Origin of the sequence: Falsihalocynthiibacter arcticus, assembly GCF_000812665.2 — a bacterium.
Classification (GTDB): domain Bacteria; phylum Pseudomonadota; class Alphaproteobacteria; order Rhodobacterales; family Rhodobacteraceae; genus Falsihalocynthiibacter; species Falsihalocynthiibacter arcticus.
In genome coordinates this window covers 2,024,825-2,042,400 of record NZ_CP014327.1, presented here as the reverse complement: position 1 = coordinate 2,042,400, position 17,576 = coordinate 2,024,825, and the positions used below count along the sequence as shown (strand labels likewise).

21 protein-coding genes and 1 tRNA gene are annotated in these 17,576 nt (G+C 55.5%); 15 read left to right on the top strand and 7 right to left on the bottom strand.

The window, feature by feature from the left end:
• Positions 1–12: 12 nt before the first annotated feature.
• Complete coding sequence (locus tag RC74_RS10160; RefSeq protein WP_039004617.1) at positions 13–666, bottom strand: protein-L-isoaspartate O-methyltransferase family protein; 654 nt, start codon at positions 664–666, stop codon at positions 13–15.
• A gap of 206 nt (positions 667–872) precedes the next feature.
• Here RC74_RS10160 and RC74_RS10155 point away from each other — a divergent pair.
• A tRNA-Cys gene (locus RC74_RS10155) sits at positions 873–946 on the top strand.
• Between the two features lie 62 nt (positions 947–1,008).
• Here RC74_RS10155 and RC74_RS10150 read toward each other — a convergent pair.
• From RC74_RS10150 to RC74_RS22155, 3 genes are read right to left on the bottom strand one after another with little or no spacing between them, the layout of a single operon-like run.
• A complete protein-coding gene (locus RC74_RS10150; RefSeq protein ID WP_082802244.1) occupies positions 1,009–2,085 on the bottom strand; it encodes a tyrosine-type recombinase/integrase in 1,077 nt (358 codons plus the stop codon).
• Positions 2,072–2,329: a hypothetical protein gene (locus RC74_RS10145; RefSeq protein ID WP_039004616.1), complete on the bottom strand. Its 258-nt coding sequence runs from the start codon at positions 2,327–2,329 to the stop codon at positions 2,072–2,074. Before RC74_RS10145 ends, RC74_RS10150 begins: the two co-directional genes overlap by 14 nt.
• Positions 2,326–2,487: an Arc domain-containing protein gene (locus tag RC74_RS22155; protein WP_156477445.1), complete on the bottom strand. Its 162-nt coding sequence runs from the start codon at positions 2,485–2,487 to the stop codon at positions 2,326–2,328. Before RC74_RS22155 ends, RC74_RS10145 begins: the two co-directional genes overlap by 4 nt.
• Before the next feature lie 69 nt (positions 2,488–2,556).
• Here RC74_RS22155 and RC74_RS10140 point away from each other — a divergent pair, with 69 nt between their 5' ends.
• Positions 2,557–2,871 carry a hypothetical protein gene (locus tag RC74_RS10140; RefSeq protein WP_156477444.1) on the top strand — a complete coding sequence of 105 codons (315 nt, stop codon included), beginning with the start codon at positions 2,557–2,559 and terminating at the stop codon, positions 2,869–2,871.
• On the opposite strand, the gene RC74_RS10135 is transcribed toward RC74_RS10140, so the two are convergent.
• Positions 2,865–3,506: a hypothetical protein gene (locus RC74_RS10135; RefSeq protein WP_039004614.1), complete on the bottom strand. Its 642-nt coding sequence runs from the start codon at positions 3,504–3,506 to the stop codon at positions 2,865–2,867. The two genes, RC74_RS10140 and RC74_RS10135, sit on opposite strands and share 7 nt — an antisense overlap.
• A 215-nt stretch (positions 3,507–3,721) precedes the next feature.
• Here RC74_RS10135 and RC74_RS10130 point away from each other — a divergent pair, with 215 nt between their 5' ends.
• Both RC74_RS10130 and RC74_RS10125 read left to right on the top strand, forming a co-directional pair.
• A complete protein-coding gene (locus tag RC74_RS10130) occupies positions 3,722–3,877 on the top strand; it encodes a helix-turn-helix domain-containing protein (RefSeq protein ID WP_236940058.1) in 156 nt (51 codons plus the stop codon).
• Positions 3,878–3,879: 2 nt separating this feature from the next.
• Entirely contained in the window at positions 3,880–4,080 is a 201-nt protein-coding gene (locus RC74_RS10125) for a hypothetical protein (RefSeq protein ID WP_039004611.1), read from the top strand.
• Between the two features lie 141 nt (positions 4,081–4,221).
• Here the strand turns inward: RC74_RS10125 and RC74_RS10120 are convergent, their stop codons facing one another.
• Positions 4,222–7,299: a hypothetical protein gene (locus RC74_RS10120; RefSeq protein WP_039004610.1), complete on the bottom strand. Its 3,078-nt coding sequence runs from the start codon at positions 7,297–7,299 to the stop codon at positions 4,222–4,224.
• A 226-nt stretch (positions 7,300–7,525) separates the two neighbouring features.
• Between RC74_RS10120 and RC74_RS22150 the strand changes: the two genes are divergently transcribed.
• Genes RC74_RS22150 through RC74_RS10105 form a run of 3 tightly spaced genes read left to right on the top strand, consistent with a single transcriptional unit; the run spans position 7,526 to position 10,861 of the window.
• On the top strand, positions 7,526–7,798 hold the full coding sequence (locus tag RC74_RS22150; protein WP_156477443.1) for a hypothetical protein: 273 nt from the start codon (positions 7,526–7,528) through the stop codon (positions 7,796–7,798).
• 26 nt (positions 7,799–7,824) lie between these two features.
• Positions 7,825–9,342, top strand: a complete 1,518-nt coding sequence (locus tag RC74_RS10110) for an aminotransferase class I/II-fold pyridoxal phosphate-dependent enzyme (RefSeq protein ID WP_039004608.1) — start codon at positions 7,825–7,827, stop codon at positions 9,340–9,342.
• Between the two features lie 13 nt (positions 9,343–9,355).
• Complete coding sequence (locus RC74_RS10105) at positions 9,356–10,861, top strand: amino acid--tRNA ligase-related protein (protein WP_052275147.1); 1,506 nt, start codon at positions 9,356–9,358, stop codon at positions 10,859–10,861.
• Positions 10,862–11,142: 281 nt separating this feature from the next.
• Here the strand turns inward: RC74_RS10105 and RC74_RS10100 are convergent, their stop codons facing one another.
• On the bottom strand, positions 11,143–11,418 hold the full coding sequence (locus RC74_RS10100) for a hypothetical protein (RefSeq protein ID WP_236940057.1): 276 nt from the start codon (positions 11,416–11,418) through the stop codon (positions 11,143–11,145).
• 172 nt (positions 11,419–11,590) lie between these two features.
• On the opposite strand from RC74_RS10100, the gene RC74_RS10095 reads away from it, so the two are divergent.
• The 8 genes from RC74_RS10095 to RC74_RS10065 all read left to right on the top strand — a co-directional run bounded on the left by RC74_RS10095 (position 11,591) and on the right by RC74_RS10065 (position 17,573).
• Entirely contained in the window at positions 11,591–11,917 is a 327-nt protein-coding gene (locus RC74_RS10095) for a hypothetical protein (protein ID WP_052275151.1), read from the top strand.
• 64 nt (positions 11,918–11,981) lie between these two features.
• Positions 11,982–12,572 (top strand): lytic transglycosylase domain-containing protein, encoded by a 591-nt coding sequence (locus RC74_RS10090; RefSeq protein ID WP_039004607.1) that lies wholly within the window; start codon positions 11,982–11,984, stop codon positions 12,570–12,572.
• The gene (locus tag RC74_RS10085) at positions 12,572–12,862 is read left to right on the top strand and encodes a TrbC/VirB2 family type IV secretion system protein (RefSeq protein ID WP_039004605.1); all 291 of its coding nucleotides are present in this window, start codon (positions 12,572–12,574) and stop codon (positions 12,860–12,862) included. The genes RC74_RS10090 and RC74_RS10085 overlap by 1 nt, the downstream gene beginning before the upstream one ends.
• 7 nt (positions 12,863–12,869) lie before the next feature.
• The gene (locus RC74_RS10080; protein ID WP_039004604.1) at positions 12,870–13,148 is read left to right on the top strand and encodes a VirB3 family type IV secretion system protein; all 279 of its coding nucleotides are present in this window, start codon (positions 12,870–12,872) and stop codon (positions 13,146–13,148) included.
• Positions 13,138–15,498, top strand: coding sequence for a VirB4 family type IV secretion/conjugal transfer ATPase (locus RC74_RS10075; protein ID WP_039004603.1), 2,361 nt, complete (start codon positions 13,138–13,140; stop codon positions 15,496–15,498). Before RC74_RS10080 ends, RC74_RS10075 begins: the two co-directional genes overlap by 11 nt.
• Positions 15,498–15,656, top strand: a complete 159-nt coding sequence (locus tag RC74_RS22145) for a hypothetical protein (protein WP_156477442.1) — start codon at positions 15,498–15,500, stop codon at positions 15,654–15,656. Before RC74_RS10075 ends, RC74_RS22145 begins: the two co-directional genes overlap by 1 nt.
• Entirely contained in the window at positions 15,649–16,797 is a 1,149-nt protein-coding gene (locus RC74_RS10070; protein ID WP_052275146.1) for a lytic transglycosylase domain-containing protein, read from the top strand. Before RC74_RS22145 ends, RC74_RS10070 begins: the two co-directional genes overlap by 8 nt.
• The gene (locus RC74_RS10065; RefSeq protein ID WP_052275145.1) at positions 16,794–17,573 is read left to right on the top strand and encodes a type IV secretion system protein; all 780 of its coding nucleotides are present in this window, start codon (positions 16,794–16,796) and stop codon (positions 17,571–17,573) included. Before RC74_RS10070 ends, RC74_RS10065 begins: the two co-directional genes overlap by 4 nt.
• The last annotated feature ends 3 nt before the right edge of the window (positions 17,574–17,576 follow it).

The window sequence follows — 17,576 nt, the reverse complement described above, 5'->3', positions numbered from 1 at the left end:
GCCAAAAGGAGCCTACAAAACAAACTCTTGCTTGTGCTGAAAGCCTGCCAAAACCGGTGCGGAAGCATTGAACGCCCGACGCCAGTTGATGTTTGCACCGTGACGTACGCCGATACGAACCTCGCCTAACGCGCCCTCCATAAAGAGCGCGGCAATACGGCCACCGTCTTTGAGTTGCGCCGTCAAAGCTTCGGGAATAATCTCAACGCCACCTTCGATAACGATCACATCATAAGGACCGTGCTTTGCGTCGCCCAGTTCAAGCGCGCCAGCCACGACAGCCGCGTTATCAACACCGTTTTCCGACAACGCGCGCTGCGCCTCCTCGGCTTGTGTTTCATCGCTTTCAACTGCAACCACAGTATCCCCGAGGCGCGCCAGCAACGCTGCCGAGTATCCAAGGCCACAGCCGATATCGAGAATGAGGTCATCCTTGCGCACATCCAAGGCGTCCAACAATTTCCCCATGGTACGTGGTTCAAACACGACACGGCCCACGCCGAGCGACAGATTACCGTCCAGATAAGCTGCTTGGCGCAACCCCTCTGGCACGTATTTCTCGCGTTCGACATCCAGCATAGCTGCAATAATTGGGAATTTCGTTACATCCGACGGGCGAACTTGCGTATCAACCATCATTGTGCGGCGGGTCATAAAATTAGTCATGGACTAAACTCGTTCGTCTAGTTTCGTTTAAACCGTCTTGCCACAGATCGCCGCGCTGGGCAAGACACCCTCTCCACACAATGATGCGGAATGTCTCTTATTTTCGACAGCGCTGCGTTTCACAGGGCGATATTGCGAAGGGCGCGCAAAAGAGCACTTGATACGCACCACAATCCCCCCTAAATAGCGTCCAAGACCACCACGGCGGCGAGTTGGCGGAGTGGTTACGCAGCGGATTGCAAATCCGTGTACAGGAGTTCGATTCTCCTACTCGCCTCCAAACAAAATCAACCACTTAGAGTATTCCTTCCCATGCTTGGGGCCCACCGTTTACAGGGGCGTTTACATTTTCGTGTCTAGAGACAGTGATTTTGCCCGATTGAGCTTGCGCAAAACTGCATCGCTTTCGTCCGGGCTAACCTGCGCATAATGTTCGATAACCTGCGCGGCGTAGCGTACGGACCACCCCATCAGGACAGCTATTTGACGCAAAGACAGATCTGCATTCAGCAATCTTGTCGCAGCTGTCCCTCGTGTATCGGAAAGAGTTTTTTCACGCCCATCAATCCACGGAGGTATCTGCGCTTCGCGCCGCCACTTCGTGATCTGGTTCGATGCCCAGCGAGCCGTTAGCGGCCTCCCCAACTCAGAAACAAGCAGCATTTCCTGATGTTCTGGCGTTTCAGCGATCAATTTTTCAAGTGCTGCAGTGGCTGGGATGAATGCGATTTGCCCACGCTTACTAGTGCGAAAGCGAAGTCGTTTGCCGTGCGGGGTATCTTCGAACTGATCCATCTGCACCTGAACAAGATCAGCCGCCCGTAAACCAGTTTCGCAACCTGCAGTCAGAATCCGCTGGACCCACTCGGGCGCATGTTTTTTGAACTGTGCGAAATCACCGCTCGTCCAAATGATTTCGGTCCGGTTCGATTGATAGAGCTTCTTGAGCTTATGGCAGTGGTGCTCTTTGAGCTTCCCCTCCTCCACCGCCCAATTCAAAACGCGAGTCGCATGTGTGCCTGCCATGTCGTGCTGCTTGGGCGAATGAAGCCATTTCTTGCGCCAATTGTTAACTTCGCCCCTTGAAGCGCGCTCTTCGAACATTGCAACGGGATCCGCCCCGAACTCCTCGCGAAAAAATTCCAACCACTTTCTAATATCTGCTTTGGAGCGTTCGGCTTTGGGCAAGGACGCACTGGAGAGAAAATCATCGACCAAATGGGTCGTCAGATATTCGGCAGGACTGATCGGCATGCCACACTGTGAAAAGGCATGGAAAAATTCTGGCTCTTTGGGGTTTGGCTCTGTCCCTTCCCAAAACTTAGGACCACCTCGCCACGCGTAAAAATGATATCGAACACCAGATACGACTTTGCGTCGGACACGGTGAACCCCTTTGGGTAGGTTACCTCTGGGCATGGCGCGCTCTCCGCTGGGCAACAAGGCTCGGTTGCGTAGCCGCCTCTCGCTCGGCGGCGCTTATGCCCTGAACAGCGTCCAATCGCGCCCGAATGAGTTTCGGATCATACCAACCCCGTCGTCCAGGTACGGGGGCTATGCCCGTCCGGCGGCAGAAATCGTAGAATGACGCGCTTGGTTCATTGTACCCGAACAAGAGCGCCAGTTCCGGCGTCGGAATCAGTTGAATATGGCTCAGGCTCATTTCTCAGCCCCCTCGCGGAGCGTCTCTTGTCGCGACATCGCCGCCCGTAGGCAGGACACGACTTGCGACCCCTGCGAGCGCAGGTTCCTCACCGCCTCCTCTTCCAGCCAGACCTTCACGTCCGCTGGCAGGTTAAGTTTGAACTGGGTTGTTTTCATATTTACACCTCGACAAAGGGACACAAAATGTCCATATCATTGGGGACAAATATTGTCCATCATGCAATTATGAAAGATGAAGCCTTGCTCCAATTTAAACTGTTGCTCCCCGCCGCGCTCAAAAAGCGGTTGGAAACGCATGCCACGATGAACAGGCGCAGCCTGTCTCAGGAAATCGTTGTGGCACTGGAAGAAAAATATCCTGCAGCAGAACCGGATGCGACCTCCGATCCAGCTGCTAGGATGTTGTTTTGGCTAGCCAAAAGAATCCGTCGTCGAAATCCCAAACCGGGTTCGGCCAGAGACAAACAAGCTACCTTATATGAGCGCATTGCTGGTGATATCGCCGAGCGCATGAAGGACATCGGGGACGAGCCTCAATAGGCCACCCACTCATATCCGTGGTTGCCTTCGTGATCTTCCCATTCGACGCCAACCCCTCGCCGCCAATTTGACGAAAAGCAACGACGCGATGGCAGAACCCATTGAGGGGCGGCCGCAGGCATGGTGCGCTGCCACCCAAACTCGCCCTGGGTGCCATAGGTCCCTAGCCTCATGTTGTGGCTTTCAGAGCAATCTTCGTCGCGCCCACGTTCACGATGGCTATAGTGGCGCACGTCCCAAACGCGGATCGAACGCACGAAATCGAACTCCAAGCCGCTAATATCGACATCAGCACGACCCTCCACGACCTGAGCCAGGATGACCTGAGCAAAACCCACGTCGGCCTGAACACTTGTCTGCCAAACACGAGGAACCGTGCTTTGAAGAGGACCCAGTTCCGCCACACCAATCGGACATCGCCAAATTTGCAACGGCGGCTCGATCGGCCAAGGCGTGATCCGCCTGATGAACACGGCACGGGCATGCGCACATTCTGCTGAAGCTGGCCATCCACCAGCAAGGCAAAGCAGAATGGCACAATCAACTTGATAGGCCTTTGCGGCTTGCGGAGCGGTGCCGGAAATCAAAGCTAGGGCTAGGCCGCTAAGCCAGTTGCGGATGATTTTGAGCGACATTTCAATAGATACCTTCCGACTACATTACAATAATATTGATTAGTTTCACTCAACTTCCCCCTTCACACCATATGCGAGCATACACTTTGTGATGCTCGCGCGCGTTTTGTGGAATATATTCCGTAGAGCAATTCCTGTGATCTGGCCGAATACAGGCCATGAAATTACGGGATCGAGTAGGGTTAAATGTCCGGAATCTAAGAAATTCCAAAGGATTGAGCCAAGAACAACTAGCTTTAGCTGCTGAAGTGGATCGCAGCTATATCAGCGAGATCGAGCTCGCCAAAAATTCAGCGTCAATCGATGTTCTGGAGCGGATCGCGGATGCTCTCGACGTCGATCCCAAGGAATTGTTTAACGAGAGGGGCTAGTTGTGCCCGAATTTGAAAATATCCGCACAGCAGCCGAAGCCATCGGCCGCATTACGTGCATCAAAACTAGCGTTGAAGTCGGCTTGCTGTATCGGTGGGATAACGGCGACACGCAGGCTGCGCTTTATGAAGATAACCTGTCTGAAACGCCAAGCTGTCCAGAGCAACAAAGCAATCCGGACCTTAGCTCAAATCGCAGCTAACGACAGAAGTCGTGCAGACTCAACCGGATGCAGCAACGCGTATGAATGCCCGTCTGCCCCTCTCACTCTCGAAAACTCAAATTTGCTCAAGAAGCGCACCCTGACAAGCATTCGATCTTTGAAAATGGCGGCCTCCAGAAATCAATCTCTCAAAAGCACCCTATACTCCAACCGTCGTTCAGGATCTGCAAGATACATAAAATACTTTTCTATGTCGTCATTCAACGGCAAAAGGTCTACGGAAAACAGCGGGTAGTGAATTCCATCAGCGAACCTTTCAATCTCGACGCGGAACTTATTTGATACGACGGCGGGCTCCAGTTCGTTTTTGACGACGTTCATATCGCTAATGAGTTTTGTGCATAGGTTTCTCGCTTTTCTAATGAGGGATTTAGTGCTCCTGCTTTTAAGCGACTGGAAGGCTGGCCACGCATAAGCGACAAAAGCATATCGCGGGCGCTTCAGGGCGCGCAGTGTTTCGGCACTTGCCAGTTGGAACTCTCTAAAAAGAATCTCGGAACCACTGTGCTTCGCAAGGTCCAGCCCGACATGATCAAGGATCGCCTCTGCCGTCGACGGATATCCAAGAATACGAGCAAATGTGGCCTTACGAATATCAATGCTCAGACGTTCATGTTCAAATCCATGGTCGAGAGCCACATGAGAGGCGCGCTCGATAGAAGACCAGAGTTTGTCCGATAAGGCCCGGTCTCGATTCAAGGTGATCGGTGATGCCAAATGGGCGTCGAAATAGCTCGTCGCACGATCTCCATGGAAAGGTGTGATACCTTCCTCAGCGATAGCGTCCCATAAGCTGCGCGCATGCCCGCGCCTACCGGATGCCAAGGCAATGATCGCCGAACGAGCGTCGTTTCGAGCCCGAATCTTCTCGCGTTGTTCTGCGTCCTCCTCTTGCGCTTCGCTTACCCTGGCTTGCCTATAATAGTCGGCGGCCATTTCGAGATCCCCGCGAAGAATGCTGGCGGAAACCGCGTGAGCCAACACATAGGACTGATCAAAATTCGAGACTGCAGTAAGTTTCAGGCAACGATCAAAGGCGTTGATCGCATCGTCTGGGTAAAGCATGCGTGTTAAGGTGATGCCAAGTTCTCTGAAAAAGATGTGCTGCTCTTTCTCACTAGTGCCAATCGGGGCTTCTTTTCCCCGCCCATCTGCGGACAGCAGGCAAAGCGCCTCGTACTTCATAGCATGTAGACCATGAGAACGACTTAGGTAGCCAGCACTTCTGCGGCTTTCGTTGCCATCCTGATCCGAGAATGTCCCGTCCTCCAAAAGTGAGTCATAGGTGTTTAGCGCTCTTCGAATGATGCTTGCCTTCCTTGAGGGCGGAGCTGAGGCCGCCGCCCGGGAAAAATGCCGGATCGATTCAAGAGCGAGAACTACCTTACCGTCGCCCCAAGGGTATTCGTAAGGTACTTCCTCATGCCGATGATCCTCTTCGGACACTGCATCGTTCGTTGAGGCCATCTCGTGCAAGATTTCACCGAGACCCTCATGTATCTTGTATCTGGAAAGACCATTATCATGGCGCATCCAGTCGTCCTGAATAATGGATCTGACAAGAAGCGGGGACGTGTATCGCTGGAAGTCAGCACCCGGTTCTTCGGTGATGTCATCGACATACTTTTCCATAAGGTGTTCGGTGATCTTTATGCCTTGGGCTGCGGATTTCGATATAGGGCTGATTGACAGTTTTTTGATCATCTTGGACGATAAGAAGAAGAGCCCAGTTGAAACCGCCCGCAGGGCCAGCAGGTCATCCTCCAATTCACGATCTGAGTAGTTACGCAGGTCAGATTGAATATCAGTCACACAATCGGAAATTTCCGGGATTGCCCCGCGCCAAGCCGAATCTGCCCGGCTCCATATCCCTTGTGTAGGATCGAAGGGCGACGGGTTCATGTAATCGCTCGCACAGAAGGCCCGGTAACGAACTGAGCTCGGAAATTCGGTAAACGATGCTGATTTTCCGCTGTAGTGATATCCAGCACGCTTCTGGATGGCGTTCTCAGCCCTCGGACCGGCACGGCTCTTCGTATTTGATACCGTGCCGCGCACGATCCGATAGTGGGCAAGAGACTTGTTAAAATACGCGACGGCATCGTCCTTCTCAATGCTGGGTCTATAAAAAAAATTGATGCATTGCTGATAGCCGACGAGGTCCATGTACATCGATTCCCAAGTGGTGAGAACAAGCCTAGACACTCTCTTATAGGGGCCAGATTCCGAAATTTTGCCAATTTCTTCGGATAGTTTCCTGATAAATTGCTTCGCCTGGTTTGGGATGGCTGAAGCACCGTGGATGATTAGCAGCTGGTTTGTAGAATGTAGATGTCTAGCGATCTTCGTCTCGACTGGAAGGTTGATATATCGATCGTCTAGTTTGCCTGAATTTTGCCCCTCCCCCTGCTCCTCAGTCTCATTGAGGATATGCTTCCGGAGACGATCTCGGGCAGTGTAGTGGTATTCTAGTGCGCCAATGTGAAGGTGATGGACTCCGCCGCCATAGAAACTCTCAAAGCTTGGGGTTGTTGGCAGCAGGCGGCGAAGTGCATGCGTGACCCCAGTGTAAGGAGGCGAAAGGATCAGGGTTGTCCGAGACGTTCGCGCATTTTTTGTCATCTCCTCAAATAATTCAGAGACCGCCTGAATTTCGCTGTGATGCATCGGAACCGGAGGGTCAGTGCCCCTATGTTTAGCCGAATTCAATTCGAACCAATAAGCGTCATCATCACTGCGCCAACGGCCGGCTTTGTTTCTGTCGCCTTCAAGACGTTGCTGTGCCCGTTCTTGCGCAGCCTCTTTCAGATTACCGTTGATCGCGACCCCATATTCGATGCAGAGATCCACATAGTCATCCTGGCTCCCGACACGCCCCCCTTTAGTCAGAATTGCCTGATTCGTCTTAGATGGCGAGGTGAGTTCGGGGTCGGCTTCAGAGTTGAAGCCCAGAATGGCAAGAAATGCTTCATCACTTGGCTCAAAAAGTTGCTCGAGCGTTTTAGGACTAAAGCCCTTTCCATGGTTGAACAGAGGGGCTTTGACGAGATTTGCTATGGTGGGTTGGCTAACGCCGGTTTCGTTGGCCATCATCTTTTTCCACGGCCTGACGGATTTGCTGCTGCCATCCGGGCACGAGAGATTGTGCCAGTGGATCAGATTAATTCTCTGTAAAGCATCGATCTTCTTGTCACCCATGCGAAGATAACTCTCTTTTGTAAACCATCTGACTAATTAACGTAGTCGGCTTTACGGCTTTACGTAAAGCCATAAAGCGGCTTGCTCGAAGCGCCAAAAAGGCCGCGCTGAACCGGCCCAGTTTAGAGGCAAGCGTTTTGCTTCCTTGGCGTGTTCTCCTTCAAAACGTCGTTGTCGCCAATGCGACTGCCTCAACAGATCCACCCTGATCAAGGAGAAATGCGCAATGTCAAACCACCCTTCCAGCAAGCCGCGCCATGGGACACTCAATTCGATGACCAACTCATCAATGAATGAACCGAACCAAACGCGGGAAAACACGGAATTCACTGCCGAGACGATTCCGTTTCCCCGTGGCAGCGGTCGCGGACTGGCTCGCCACATGGGGAAGGTCCGCGCCAATCGAAGCAACTGGTTGTCGCAGGTTTTCATGCGCGGCCTTGCCGACATGCGTCTGTGCACCCCCAGCGTCGCACCCTGCACCAAGCCGAGCGCCTGATACCTACACCGGAGAGGACAACGAAAATGAATAATATGAAACCGATCTCGAACCTCGGCAAAATGGCACAGGACCTGGCCGAACATCTATCTGATCGTCCGCTGATGGCCCGTCTTATGGCGGGCCACGACGCCGCTTCGCTAAGCGATGAAGTGATCGGCGCAATCACCCAGATGTTGAATGCGCTCGACAATTCGATGTCAAATCCCGACATTGACGATGTGATGGGCCGGGGCGACGGCCCTATTCGGGCTTTGTCCGAATTGGTCGCCCAGTGCTATAATGTTGAGCGCGCGATCATCACGCCGCATGGCTCCAGTCTGAACAACATCGTCTTGGCGCTAGCAATCGGGACGATTTGTGGACCCGACGCCCATGTTCTGGTGGATCGCGGCTGTCATGCCAGCGTGACGGGCGGCCTGACCCTCGCCCACGTACGCCAAGTCAGTTACCTCAACCAGCCCTTTGACCAGGACGTTCAACTGCGCAGGCCGCTTTCGCCTGAGGTTCTGGATGCTGCTCTGACCGCCGCCAAAACCGTCCAAGCGGTTTGGATCACCAACCCATCCTATGACGGGTTTATGATCGGGGACATCGCCGCGTTGCGCCGCGTTTGCGACGATCACGGCGCACGGCTGATAGTCGACGCTGCATGGGGCGCATTGCAGGGACTGTTGTCAGACGCGGGCTTCCCTGAAACCATGGTGACGGCAGCTCACGCTGGTGTCATGTCGCTACACAAATCGGGTATCGGCTTGTCCGGCATGTCAGTCGCACTATTCAACGACGAAGCGCTGGCCGCCGAGTTCATGCGCTTTGCAGATATCGGCCTGATTTCCACGTCGCCGCCGTTCCTGTTGTATTGCATGGTTGAACAGACGGTGAGCAGGTGGCTGGCCCCCGAAGGACAGTCTCTGGCCAAACAGCTACAGCACGAGGCGCAATCCTTTGCCGAAGCTCTGGATGCGTTGCCCGGCGTTTCACTGGTTCGCCCCGAGCATCTGGGCCCGGGCATTATCGTCGATCCGACCCACATCCTGATCGACGTGCGTGGGACCGGCTTGCTGGGGTACGACATTCTCGAAGCCTTTGCTGCGCACTACGGCAAGGACCTAGAAAAGGCGACACTGAGTTCCCTGCTGTTCCTCTTCGGATCGCAACACGTTGAGGCATGGCCTGAGATCGTCAGCGATTTGGGCGAGATCATCGAGCGAGGTGGCCGTATTGGCCAGCCGGTCCCCAAGCTTTGCCCACCGCCAGAACAGATCGGCACGACAGTCATGCCTCTGCACGAGGCCCAGCTATCTCGCCACCGTCAGGCGTTACCCGACGAAGCGGTCGGAATGATCGCGGCACAGCCGGTGTCTGCTTACCCGCCGGGTTCGGCGCTTCTCCAGCCCGGCGAAGTGATCCGTCAGGACGTGGTGGACTATCTGCGTGCCGTGCAGGCGGCCGGGTCGCGGCTTAAAGGCATCGCTGGCAACATCGACACGGTTGGCCTGACAGTCGTCGACCGCAATCCAACTCACAACAACAGCAATTGAGAAAGAGAATTCCATGAATCATATCTCCAACGTTAAAGACGATGACCGTCAATCGCGCCTGGCTAACCGCCAAGCTCTAGAAGCCATGGGAATAGACCTATTCCCAGCGAAAGCCTACCGACCGACGCACAAGGTACGCGACCTCGAGATACTGTACCACGAACACGCCGAACTGGCTGAAACTGATCGGCCAGTGCTGCGTGTAGCCGGGCGACTTACCGCACTTCGCCACGTGGGCGGCATCTGGTTCGCAGACCTCATGCAGGAACACGCCATCATCCAGCTGCGCGTTAAGATTGACGACGTGTCGTTGGTGTTTTGGGGAATGTTGCCGCATCTAGATGTCAATGACATCGTTGGAATCGAAGGCACGCTTACCCGAACCTCGCGGGGCCAGACCACAATCAGCGTTAAGACGCTTCAGGTGCTGTGCAAAGCGGCGACCAGCGCTGGTCTAGGCAAGTTGGCATCGGACGGTACCCGACACGGTGCGCGAGCCGATCGCGGCGCGCTGTTGCGCCACGACCGTCATGTCGATCTTATGACCAATTCTGTTTTGACAGAAAATCTGCGAGCCCATGCCACAGTTCTTTCAGTGTTCCGCAGGATTATGGAGCAAGAAGGTTTCCTTGAATTGCAAACCTCCATCCTTGGTCCCTACTTTGGCGGTGCCGCGGCGACGCCTTTTACGACCCAAGCAAAGGGCTCCAAAGGGCAGGAACTGTATCTTAGAGTGTCGCCAGAACCGGATCTCAAGCGCGCCTTAGCAGGCGGGCTGGAAAAGGTTTACGAGATTGGCCGCAATTTTCGTAATGAGGGGATCGACCACACTCATCAACCCAGTTTCATGGCCTTTGAATGCTATGCCGCGTGGCAAGATTATGAAGACATGATGGAACTGACTGAACGATTGGTTGGCGCAGCGGTCAAAGAGATTTGGGGCCAGTTTCGGGTGCGTTTGAACGACGCCCTGATCGATTTCGAACGGCCGTGGCCACGCTTTCGAATGCTGGATCTTGTCGCGCGCGAGCTGAACCTTGCGGCGTGTGACGTAACGCTTACTGCGCTGAAGGATGCCTGGCAGGAACGCAACCCAGGCGCAGATCTCGCAGAGCAGCCATCAAGCTGGGGCGAATTGCTGACCGCAATTTTCGAAGACCACGTCGAAGATTCGCTTGTCGGTCCCTGTTTCGTCATAGATCACCCGGTTGAAACAAGCCCGCTGACCAAGGTCCATCGCGACGACCGGCGGCTAACGGAGAGGTTCGAAGCTTATATAGGCGGCATGGAAATCGCCAACGCCTACAGTGAACTGAACGACCCGCTGGAACAGCGCAAGCGCTTGGAAGGGCAGGATCTGGTACGGGATGAGCCTTACGGTGTGGATGAGTACTTTTTGTCGGCTATTGATGACGGAATGCCTCAGGCCGGGGGACTTGGTATCGGCCTGGACCGGATCGTCATGGTGATAACGGGGACAAAGCGCATCTCGGACGTTGTGCCGTTTCCGCTCTCGTAACCTCGCATTATGTCAAATGAGGACGGTCGAAAATTTAGGCCGTCCTCGTTCGTCTTGAGGACCGCTCCAATTTCACGCAACGTATTTCAACGATGCTGGAAGTTCTTTCGAATTGGGTTTAGCGCCGCGTGTAGGGAGAAAACAAAGGAACCGCTGTCTGCTTCTGTGATCTCCAACGCGGGCTTCGGTAAGACAGTTGCGAAAACTAACTTTGGCCCACATTGGCGACCTTCGTCACCACAATAGTGGGTGGCCGCTTTTGCATCGGCGCTGGCTGGCCCCTAACTCTCACTCCACAAAATTTCAAAAATCTGCGCATAGTCTTCGCTGACCGCTCGCGCTTGCTCAAACACCTCTCGTCGCTCCTCGTCCTGGCACCGAAAGTACTGCTCGACATCGTCAAAGTATGTCTCTGCGTCGCGTCTCAACAAGTCAGCATACGCCCGAACAGCATCGGCATCGGTCGGCATAAAGGACGCTATCGGAGGCAAACAATTCCCTTCGATTGAGGCAGATCCCCAGCACAAAATGGCCAAAACCGCCCATGTCTGTTTCAAAATCCCCATATTATCTTGGCTCAGCCACTCCGTTGCAGTAAGTTCGTTTCAACGCAAAAAGAGCGCATCAAGTCAAAATGCACCTCTTGATTGCAAAATTATAATAATGTATCGATCTGATAGTCCATGAGGGACTGCCGGGTCCATGCACAGTTCTGCAAGGCTCGTTTCAATGAATTTGATGCAAGACGCCCCCAATGTTGTTAGCGAAGAAGGGCTACGCGCACTGCTTGCCGAAGGACATTCGGCGGATGTCGTGTGCCGCGTTACGCCCAAACGAACAAGTGCTCAGTGGTCCGGGGTCTGGACCGTGCATTGCGTCTCGCCTGACGGCGAGACGCGCCGCCTGCTTGTCACCGCACGCAACAACATGGCCGCGCGAGAATTCAAGACAATCAACGGCTTATCGAGCTTCCTTGCTGGGTTGGACGTATCGATCATTTCAATCCCAATGGTCGAAGGCAAAGTCGCTTCGCACAAGCCAGGCGACACCGACTAAAGCACTTGCCGTCCTTGCTGCGCTCATCGCAGCCCCAGCTGGCGCTGAAGGTTTCGTGCTCTCAATGCGGGCCGATGGCCAGTTGGAAACAAAAGCACCTCAGTCTGGTTTCGCGCAAAGCTACATCGACGGCGTAGGCGCGAATGCACCAGAGCTGACCGTTTTCGCAGCACCTGAACCGCAAGCGCCCCGCATGTCGGTTGACTCTGGGCCTGCGCTAGCAATCCCCCGCCCTGAAATCCTCGCAGCCCTTGAAAGCACTGCGCATCGCTATGGTGGGCACCCCGCACTGCGTCGCGCCGGTCTGTCTGTGTCCGAATGGCAGACGCTTTTCCAAGCAAATATCGAGATCGAGAGCGCCTATCGCGCAAACGCGCGCAGCTCTGCAGGTGCGATCGGTCTCGGTCAATTGATGCCAGCCACAGCTGCGCAGCTTGGTGTGGACCCTCACGACTGGCAGGCCAATCTGGATGGCTCTGCTCGATACCTTCTGATGATGCTTGAGCAATTCGGCACGCCGGAACTTGCACTTGCGGCTTACAACGCGGGGCCTAACGCGGTCGCGCGCTACAGCGGCATTCCCCCTTACCAAGAAACCCAAAATCATGTGCGCCGTGTCATGGCCGTGCGTGATCGACTAACTGGAGCCTCATGATGCACACACAAATCCGCATGATCCTTTCGCTGGCTCTGGCCAGTTTGATGATTGCCAATCCCGCGCTCGCGCAAAGTATCGACCTTTCGCCGGTACAGAACCTTCTGCAAGGCATCGTCGACACGATCACCGGCCCCTTGGGCATCGTGATTGGCACCTTGGCTTTGATCGGTGTGTTCCTGTCCTGGCTCTTCGGGATTTTGGACTTCCGCCAAGCCCTTTGGGTGCTGGTCGCAATCGCGGGCATCGCGGCTGCGCCGACCATCGTGACCGCCATCTGGGGCGCGTAAATCCGATATGGCAACGCAAACCGTTCTTTTCCTTGGCCTAATCCGGCCACCCAAGCTCATCGGGCTGCCGATCATGTATGCGATGGTCTGGCTCTTCGGGTTTGTGTTGCTTTTCCTGTGGGTCCAAAGCTGGCCGGTGATCGTCGCCGCCGCTCTGGCCTATCCCGCCCTGTGGAAAGCGGCTGACTGGGATCCTGCGTTTCTTGAGGTGCTGGTAACCGCACTGCAGGAAACGCCACCAACACCGAACCGCAAGATCCATTCAGGGGACAGCTATGCTGCGTGACCCTTCAGATGATCTTGCCATGTTGCCAGACTGGGCGCGCAAAGAGCGCCCCATGGCCAGCATGCTGCCCTATGTCAGCCTCGTGGATGAAAGAACGATCCGCACGCGCGGCAATGCCCTTTTCCAGTGTATCCGCCTCGATGGCGTCAACAGCATGACCAGCGATGACGCGCACCTAGAGAAAATCCGGGCACTCTTCGCCGCCATCATCGCGCAAATCGGGCCGGAATACAGTTTCTACGTGCATAAGGTTTCAAAAGCGATCGAGACCACGTTGCCACCGGTGCCCGACGGGGGATTTGCGCAGGCGCTCGATACCCGGTGGCAGGCGGCCATGGCGCAAGCGGGTCTGCGCGACAAAACGCTCACGCTCACGGTTCTGAAGCGTCCACCCCTTGGCGCGCGGCTGCGCCTGAAACGCTCAGACTCGATCGCCCAACTCAAAGACCAGACTGCCAAGCAATTGCGCAAGCTCAGCGAGGTCGTCGGGTTTCTGCTGTCATCGTTTGCCGAGATGAACCCGCGCCTTCTCGGGGCCGAAAGCGGCGAGCTACTGGGCTTCCTTGGCGCACTCAACATAGGTCAGGAACGGCCGCTCTTCGCAAAATCGCGCTTTGGCATCATTGCCGAGGATGTGGCCAACACACGTGTCACGTTTCAGGGACGAAGCTTCACGCTGGACGACGGCGCGGCAGGCAAGCGGTTTGGCACAAGCTTCGCAATCAAGACCTATCCTGCCAGAACCAGCTGCACCATGTTCGATGAGCTCAATCTGCCTATCGACATGGTGGTCACCCACTCCTTTACACCGATCAATAGCAACATCATGGCCAGCCGGATCAAACGGCAACAGCGATTGATGAAGGCTAGTGATGACGGGGCCATCTCACTGGCCGAAGAACTGGTCGACGCACTGGATGATCTGGAATCCAAGCGGCTCAGCTTTGGTGATCATCACATGACGGTCACCGTGTTTGCCGAAACCAAAGAAAAGTTGGAGACCATCGCTGCCGAAGTGCGTAATATCGCCGCCAGTGAAGGCGTCAATCTGGTCAATGAAAGTTTTGCCGCGCGCACCCATTATTTCGCGCAACATCCGGGCAACGGGCAGATGCGCAGCCGCAAGGCCGCGATCACAAACACGAACTTTGCCGACCTCGCAGCGCTTCATCGCAGTCAGCTGGGCAAGGCTGGCCATAAAGTGCCCTGGGGCAAACCGATTACTCTGTTCCCGACACCGGAGCGTTCGGGTTTCCTGTTTAATTACCACGAGACCGGTCAGCCCGACAAAGAACCAACCGGCGGTCATACCTTGATCCTCGGTCGCCCTGGTTCAGGTAAATCGGTCTTGTCAGCCTTCCTCATGTCCCAGGCCCGGCGCTGCGAGGCACGGGTGTTTGTTTTTGATTATCGCATGGGCATGGAAATGGCGGTGCGCGCAAATGGCGGCCTCTACAGTTCGATCAAGGCAGGCGAAGCAACCGGCCTCAATCCGCTCCGCACAGAAATTGATCGGCGCGGGCAAGCCTGGCTGGCAGATTGGCTGGTCACGCTTCTACATCGCACGGACAAGCCCTTAAGCCCTCTCCAGATCAACCGCATTCAAGAAGTGGTGCGCCAGAACGCAGGTGCCAGTGAGGCCGCGCTGCGGAACTGGCAGGATCTGGCATCCCTCTTCGTCGCAGGTGCCGATGAAGGAGATATGTTTGAACGGATCCAGGAATGGACGGCCGATGGGCGTTATGGCTGGATCTTCGGGCAAAGCCTCGAGGACACCTTTTCGCTCGATGGCGATGTCGTAGGCTTTGATTTGACCGGCATTCTCGACAGCGAAAGTGAGAAAGAACGCATGGCTGTGCTGTCCTATCTGTTTCGGCGGGTGGAACGCGTCATCGAGGATCGCAAACCGACGCTGATTATCATCGATGAAGCTTGGAAGGCGCTCGACAATCCGTATTTTGCCGACCGCCTTAGCAACTGGCTTGTGACCGCGCGCAAACAAAACGCGGTTGTCGTGATGATGACCCAATACGCAAGCCAGCTCGAGAAAACCCGAACTGGCAAAACGATTGTCGAGGCTGTTCCTACCCAACTCTTGCTTCCCAATATTCGTGCTTCGGCCAGTGATTACGAGATGCTTGGACTCACTGACAAAGAGCTCAGCGTTCTGCTCGGCACCGGCAGTAATTCCCGTCTGGCGCTGGTGCGCGACGATCAAGGCTCGGTCGTGATCGATGCCGACCTCAGCGCCCTTGGCCCGTATCTCACGATCCTTGGCGGCATGGAAAAAGGCGAAGCGCTGGTCGGCGCGGATTATCGCCAGAACCCTGATTTTTGGAGACAGATTTGATGCACAAGCTTTTCGTCATGACACTCACCCTTCTGACCCTCACGGCCTGCGCGGAATACCGGCCCTCTGAGGCAGAATGTTTCACCTCCTTTGCCGAGGTCAGCCGCAGTAATTGCAATTTTGAGCTGCTTGGACCGATTGGCGTCCTGAATGAATAGACTTTACCCGCATATCTTTGCGGGCTTGATCTCGCTCGCAGCGCCCATGGCGTTTGCGCAAGGCGTGCCGACCTTTGATGCAGGCATGTTCTTGCAGCGTGAACGCATGTTGAATCAGGGCGCGCAGGATCTGGCGCTTCAGCAAGACCGGCTGACAACAGAAGAAGCGCTCGAGGAACTCGAAGAAGGGCAACTGCAAGCGCTGGAAGACATCCTCGATGCATCCACGCTCGGCAGCGGAAATGCAGGCGTTCTGGTCGCCAGTTTGGAAGCAGGCACGTCACCGGGAAGTGCTGCCGGTGCACTCTATGGCTCGGTCGACCCTAACCCCGGTGCGGCCCAGATGTTTGGTGATGCCAATGGCTCCATCGAACAGCTGATCATTCGCGCTTCGATGGAAACGCACAATATGTCCGGCGTGCGCGCGGCTGGCCTTTCGCCCAAGCAATGGCGCTGCCTGCTGCAGGCGCTGATCTGGCAAGAGAGCCGTTTCACCATCGGTGCGCGCTCCCCCGTGGGCGCGTTTGGCCTTACCCAGATCATGCCAGGCACAGCACAAGATCTCGGGATCTATCCCGCCTATTATGAAAACCCCTACATCCAAGTCAACGGCGGCGCGCGCTATCTAGCGCAGATGCTGGCCATGTTTGACGGCAACATCATTCACGGACTGGCCGCCTACAACGCCGGTCCCGGCAATGTGCAGCGCTATGGCGGCGTCCCGCCCTTTGCAGAGACGCAGCATTACGTTCAGGTCATTCCGGAGCGCTACAACCTTTATCTCGCGCGCGTTGGCGGCGTCGACGCGCTCGGCACCATCGATCCGGTCCTGCTCGCAAATTCCACCATGAGCCTCACCTCCTTTGGAGCGGGGATCTATGGCGATTATTCCATGGTCTCCGTGCGCGCGGCAGCACTGCGCGTGCAGGGCATCATCACCCGCATTGGCGAAACCGAGGACATCCATGCGGCCATGTCGCTCAACACCTACGCGCGCGCTGAATTGGCCCGCCTAGTAGCAATCCGTACCCGCCTCAAAGCCGCTCATACCAGCCCCCTTGGAGCGGCCGAGCTAGCCATGGCAGCCGCGCAAGCTCGTGAACAAGACTTTATGCAATTCGATCTGGAGGCGTTTCAATGATCCGCATTTTCTCAGCCATCATCACATGCGCAATGCTCGCAGTCCCGCCTGCAAGCGCCCAAGGCGTGCCAACGATCGACACGCGCAACATCGCGCAAGAAATTCGCCAGCTGCAACAGATGCTTGAAGATTTTGGCATTCAGACCGACCAGCTCGACACGCTTCTCGAACAGCTGGATCTGGTGCAAAAGCAACTCGACACACTTAACGAGACTTACGCGGCCCTGACCGGCGCGACGGACATCATCGAAATGGCTATGGGCGGCGATCTCGACGGGCTTCTCGATCAAGAGTTCGGCGATCTTCTTGGCACCATCCGGCAAATCCAAAGTGGCGATTTCAGCGGCCTTATCGGCAATGCCGCCCCTCAAATGGAAGGCCGCATGACACAAGCGTTGGAAGACGCTGGCTTTGATCAAGACAGCCTTTCTGACATGGCCAGCAGCGGTAATCCGGGGGCTGAGCGGATTGCCAGCCAAGCAGGTACCGGGGCGATGATGTCGGCGGCGGCCGAGAACAGCTATGATGAGGCCGCGCAATCTCTGGAACGGGTCGAGCAGCTTGTATCGCTGATCCCTGACATGGAAACGCTCAAGGAAGCCGTGGATCACAACACCCGTGTCACCGCCGAGCTGGCCATTGCGATGACGCGCATGTGGGAGCTCGAAGCCATCCAGACCGTCGGCGCAGGTCAATCCGGCGTTGTCGATGCCGCCACGCTGGCTGAAGAGCGCCGCTATATGGATTTCACCCTGCCAAACCTGCGCGCGGATTGATCC

What these genes read in the sequence shown, in the direction of transcription:
- RC74_RS10160 (WP_039004617.1), bottom strand. Translation starts at nt 666, where the DNA reads ATGACTAATTTTATGACCCGCCGCACAATGATGGTTGATACGCAAGTT.
- RC74_RS10150 (WP_082802244.1), bottom strand. Translation starts at nt 2,085, where the DNA reads ATGCCCAGAGGTAACCTACCCAAAGGGGTTCACCGTGTCCGACGCAAA.
- RC74_RS10145 (WP_039004616.1), bottom strand. Translation starts at nt 2,329, where the DNA reads ATGAGCCTGAGCCATATTCAACTGATTCCGACGCCGGAACTGGCGCTC.
- RC74_RS22155 (WP_156477445.1), bottom strand. Translation starts at nt 2,487, where the DNA reads ATGAAAACAACCCAGTTCAAACTTAACCTGCCAGCGGACGTGAAGGTC.
- RC74_RS10140 (WP_156477444.1), top strand. Translation starts at nt 2,557, where the DNA reads ATGAAAGATGAAGCCTTGCTCCAATTTAAACTGTTGCTCCCCGCCGCG.
- RC74_RS10135 (WP_039004614.1), bottom strand. Translation starts at nt 3,506, where the DNA reads ATGTCGCTCAAAATCATCCGCAACTGGCTTAGCGGCCTAGCCCTAGCT.
- RC74_RS10120 (WP_039004610.1), bottom strand. Translation starts at nt 7,299, where the DNA reads ATGGGTGACAAGAAGATCGATGCTTTACAGAGAATTAATCTGATCCAC.
- RC74_RS22150 (WP_156477443.1), top strand. Translation starts at nt 7,526, where the DNA reads ATGTCAAACCACCCTTCCAGCAAGCCGCGCCATGGGACACTCAATTCG.
- RC74_RS10110 (WP_039004608.1), top strand. Translation starts at nt 7,825, where the DNA reads ATGAATAATATGAAACCGATCTCGAACCTCGGCAAAATGGCACAGGAC.
- RC74_RS10105 (WP_052275147.1), top strand. Translation starts at nt 9,356, where the DNA reads ATGAATCATATCTCCAACGTTAAAGACGATGACCGTCAATCGCGCCTG.
- RC74_RS10095 (WP_052275151.1), top strand. Translation starts at nt 11,591, where the DNA reads ATGAATTTGATGCAAGACGCCCCCAATGTTGTTAGCGAAGAAGGGCTA.
- RC74_RS10090 (WP_039004607.1), top strand. Translation starts at nt 11,982, where the DNA reads ATGCGGGCCGATGGCCAGTTGGAAACAAAAGCACCTCAGTCTGGTTTC.
- RC74_RS10085 (WP_039004605.1), top strand. Translation starts at nt 12,572, where the DNA reads ATGCACACACAAATCCGCATGATCCTTTCGCTGGCTCTGGCCAGTTTG.
- RC74_RS10080 (WP_039004604.1), top strand. Translation starts at nt 12,870, where the DNA reads ATGGCAACGCAAACCGTTCTTTTCCTTGGCCTAATCCGGCCACCCAAG.
- RC74_RS10075 (WP_039004603.1), top strand. Translation starts at nt 13,138, where the DNA reads ATGCTGCGTGACCCTTCAGATGATCTTGCCATGTTGCCAGACTGGGCG.
- RC74_RS22145 (WP_156477442.1), top strand. Translation starts at nt 15,498, where the DNA reads ATGCACAAGCTTTTCGTCATGACACTCACCCTTCTGACCCTCACGGCC.
- RC74_RS10070 (WP_052275146.1), top strand. Translation starts at nt 15,649, where the DNA reads ATGAATAGACTTTACCCGCATATCTTTGCGGGCTTGATCTCGCTCGCA.
- RC74_RS10065 (WP_052275145.1), top strand. Translation starts at nt 16,794, where the DNA reads ATGATCCGCATTTTCTCAGCCATCATCACATGCGCAATGCTCGCAGTC.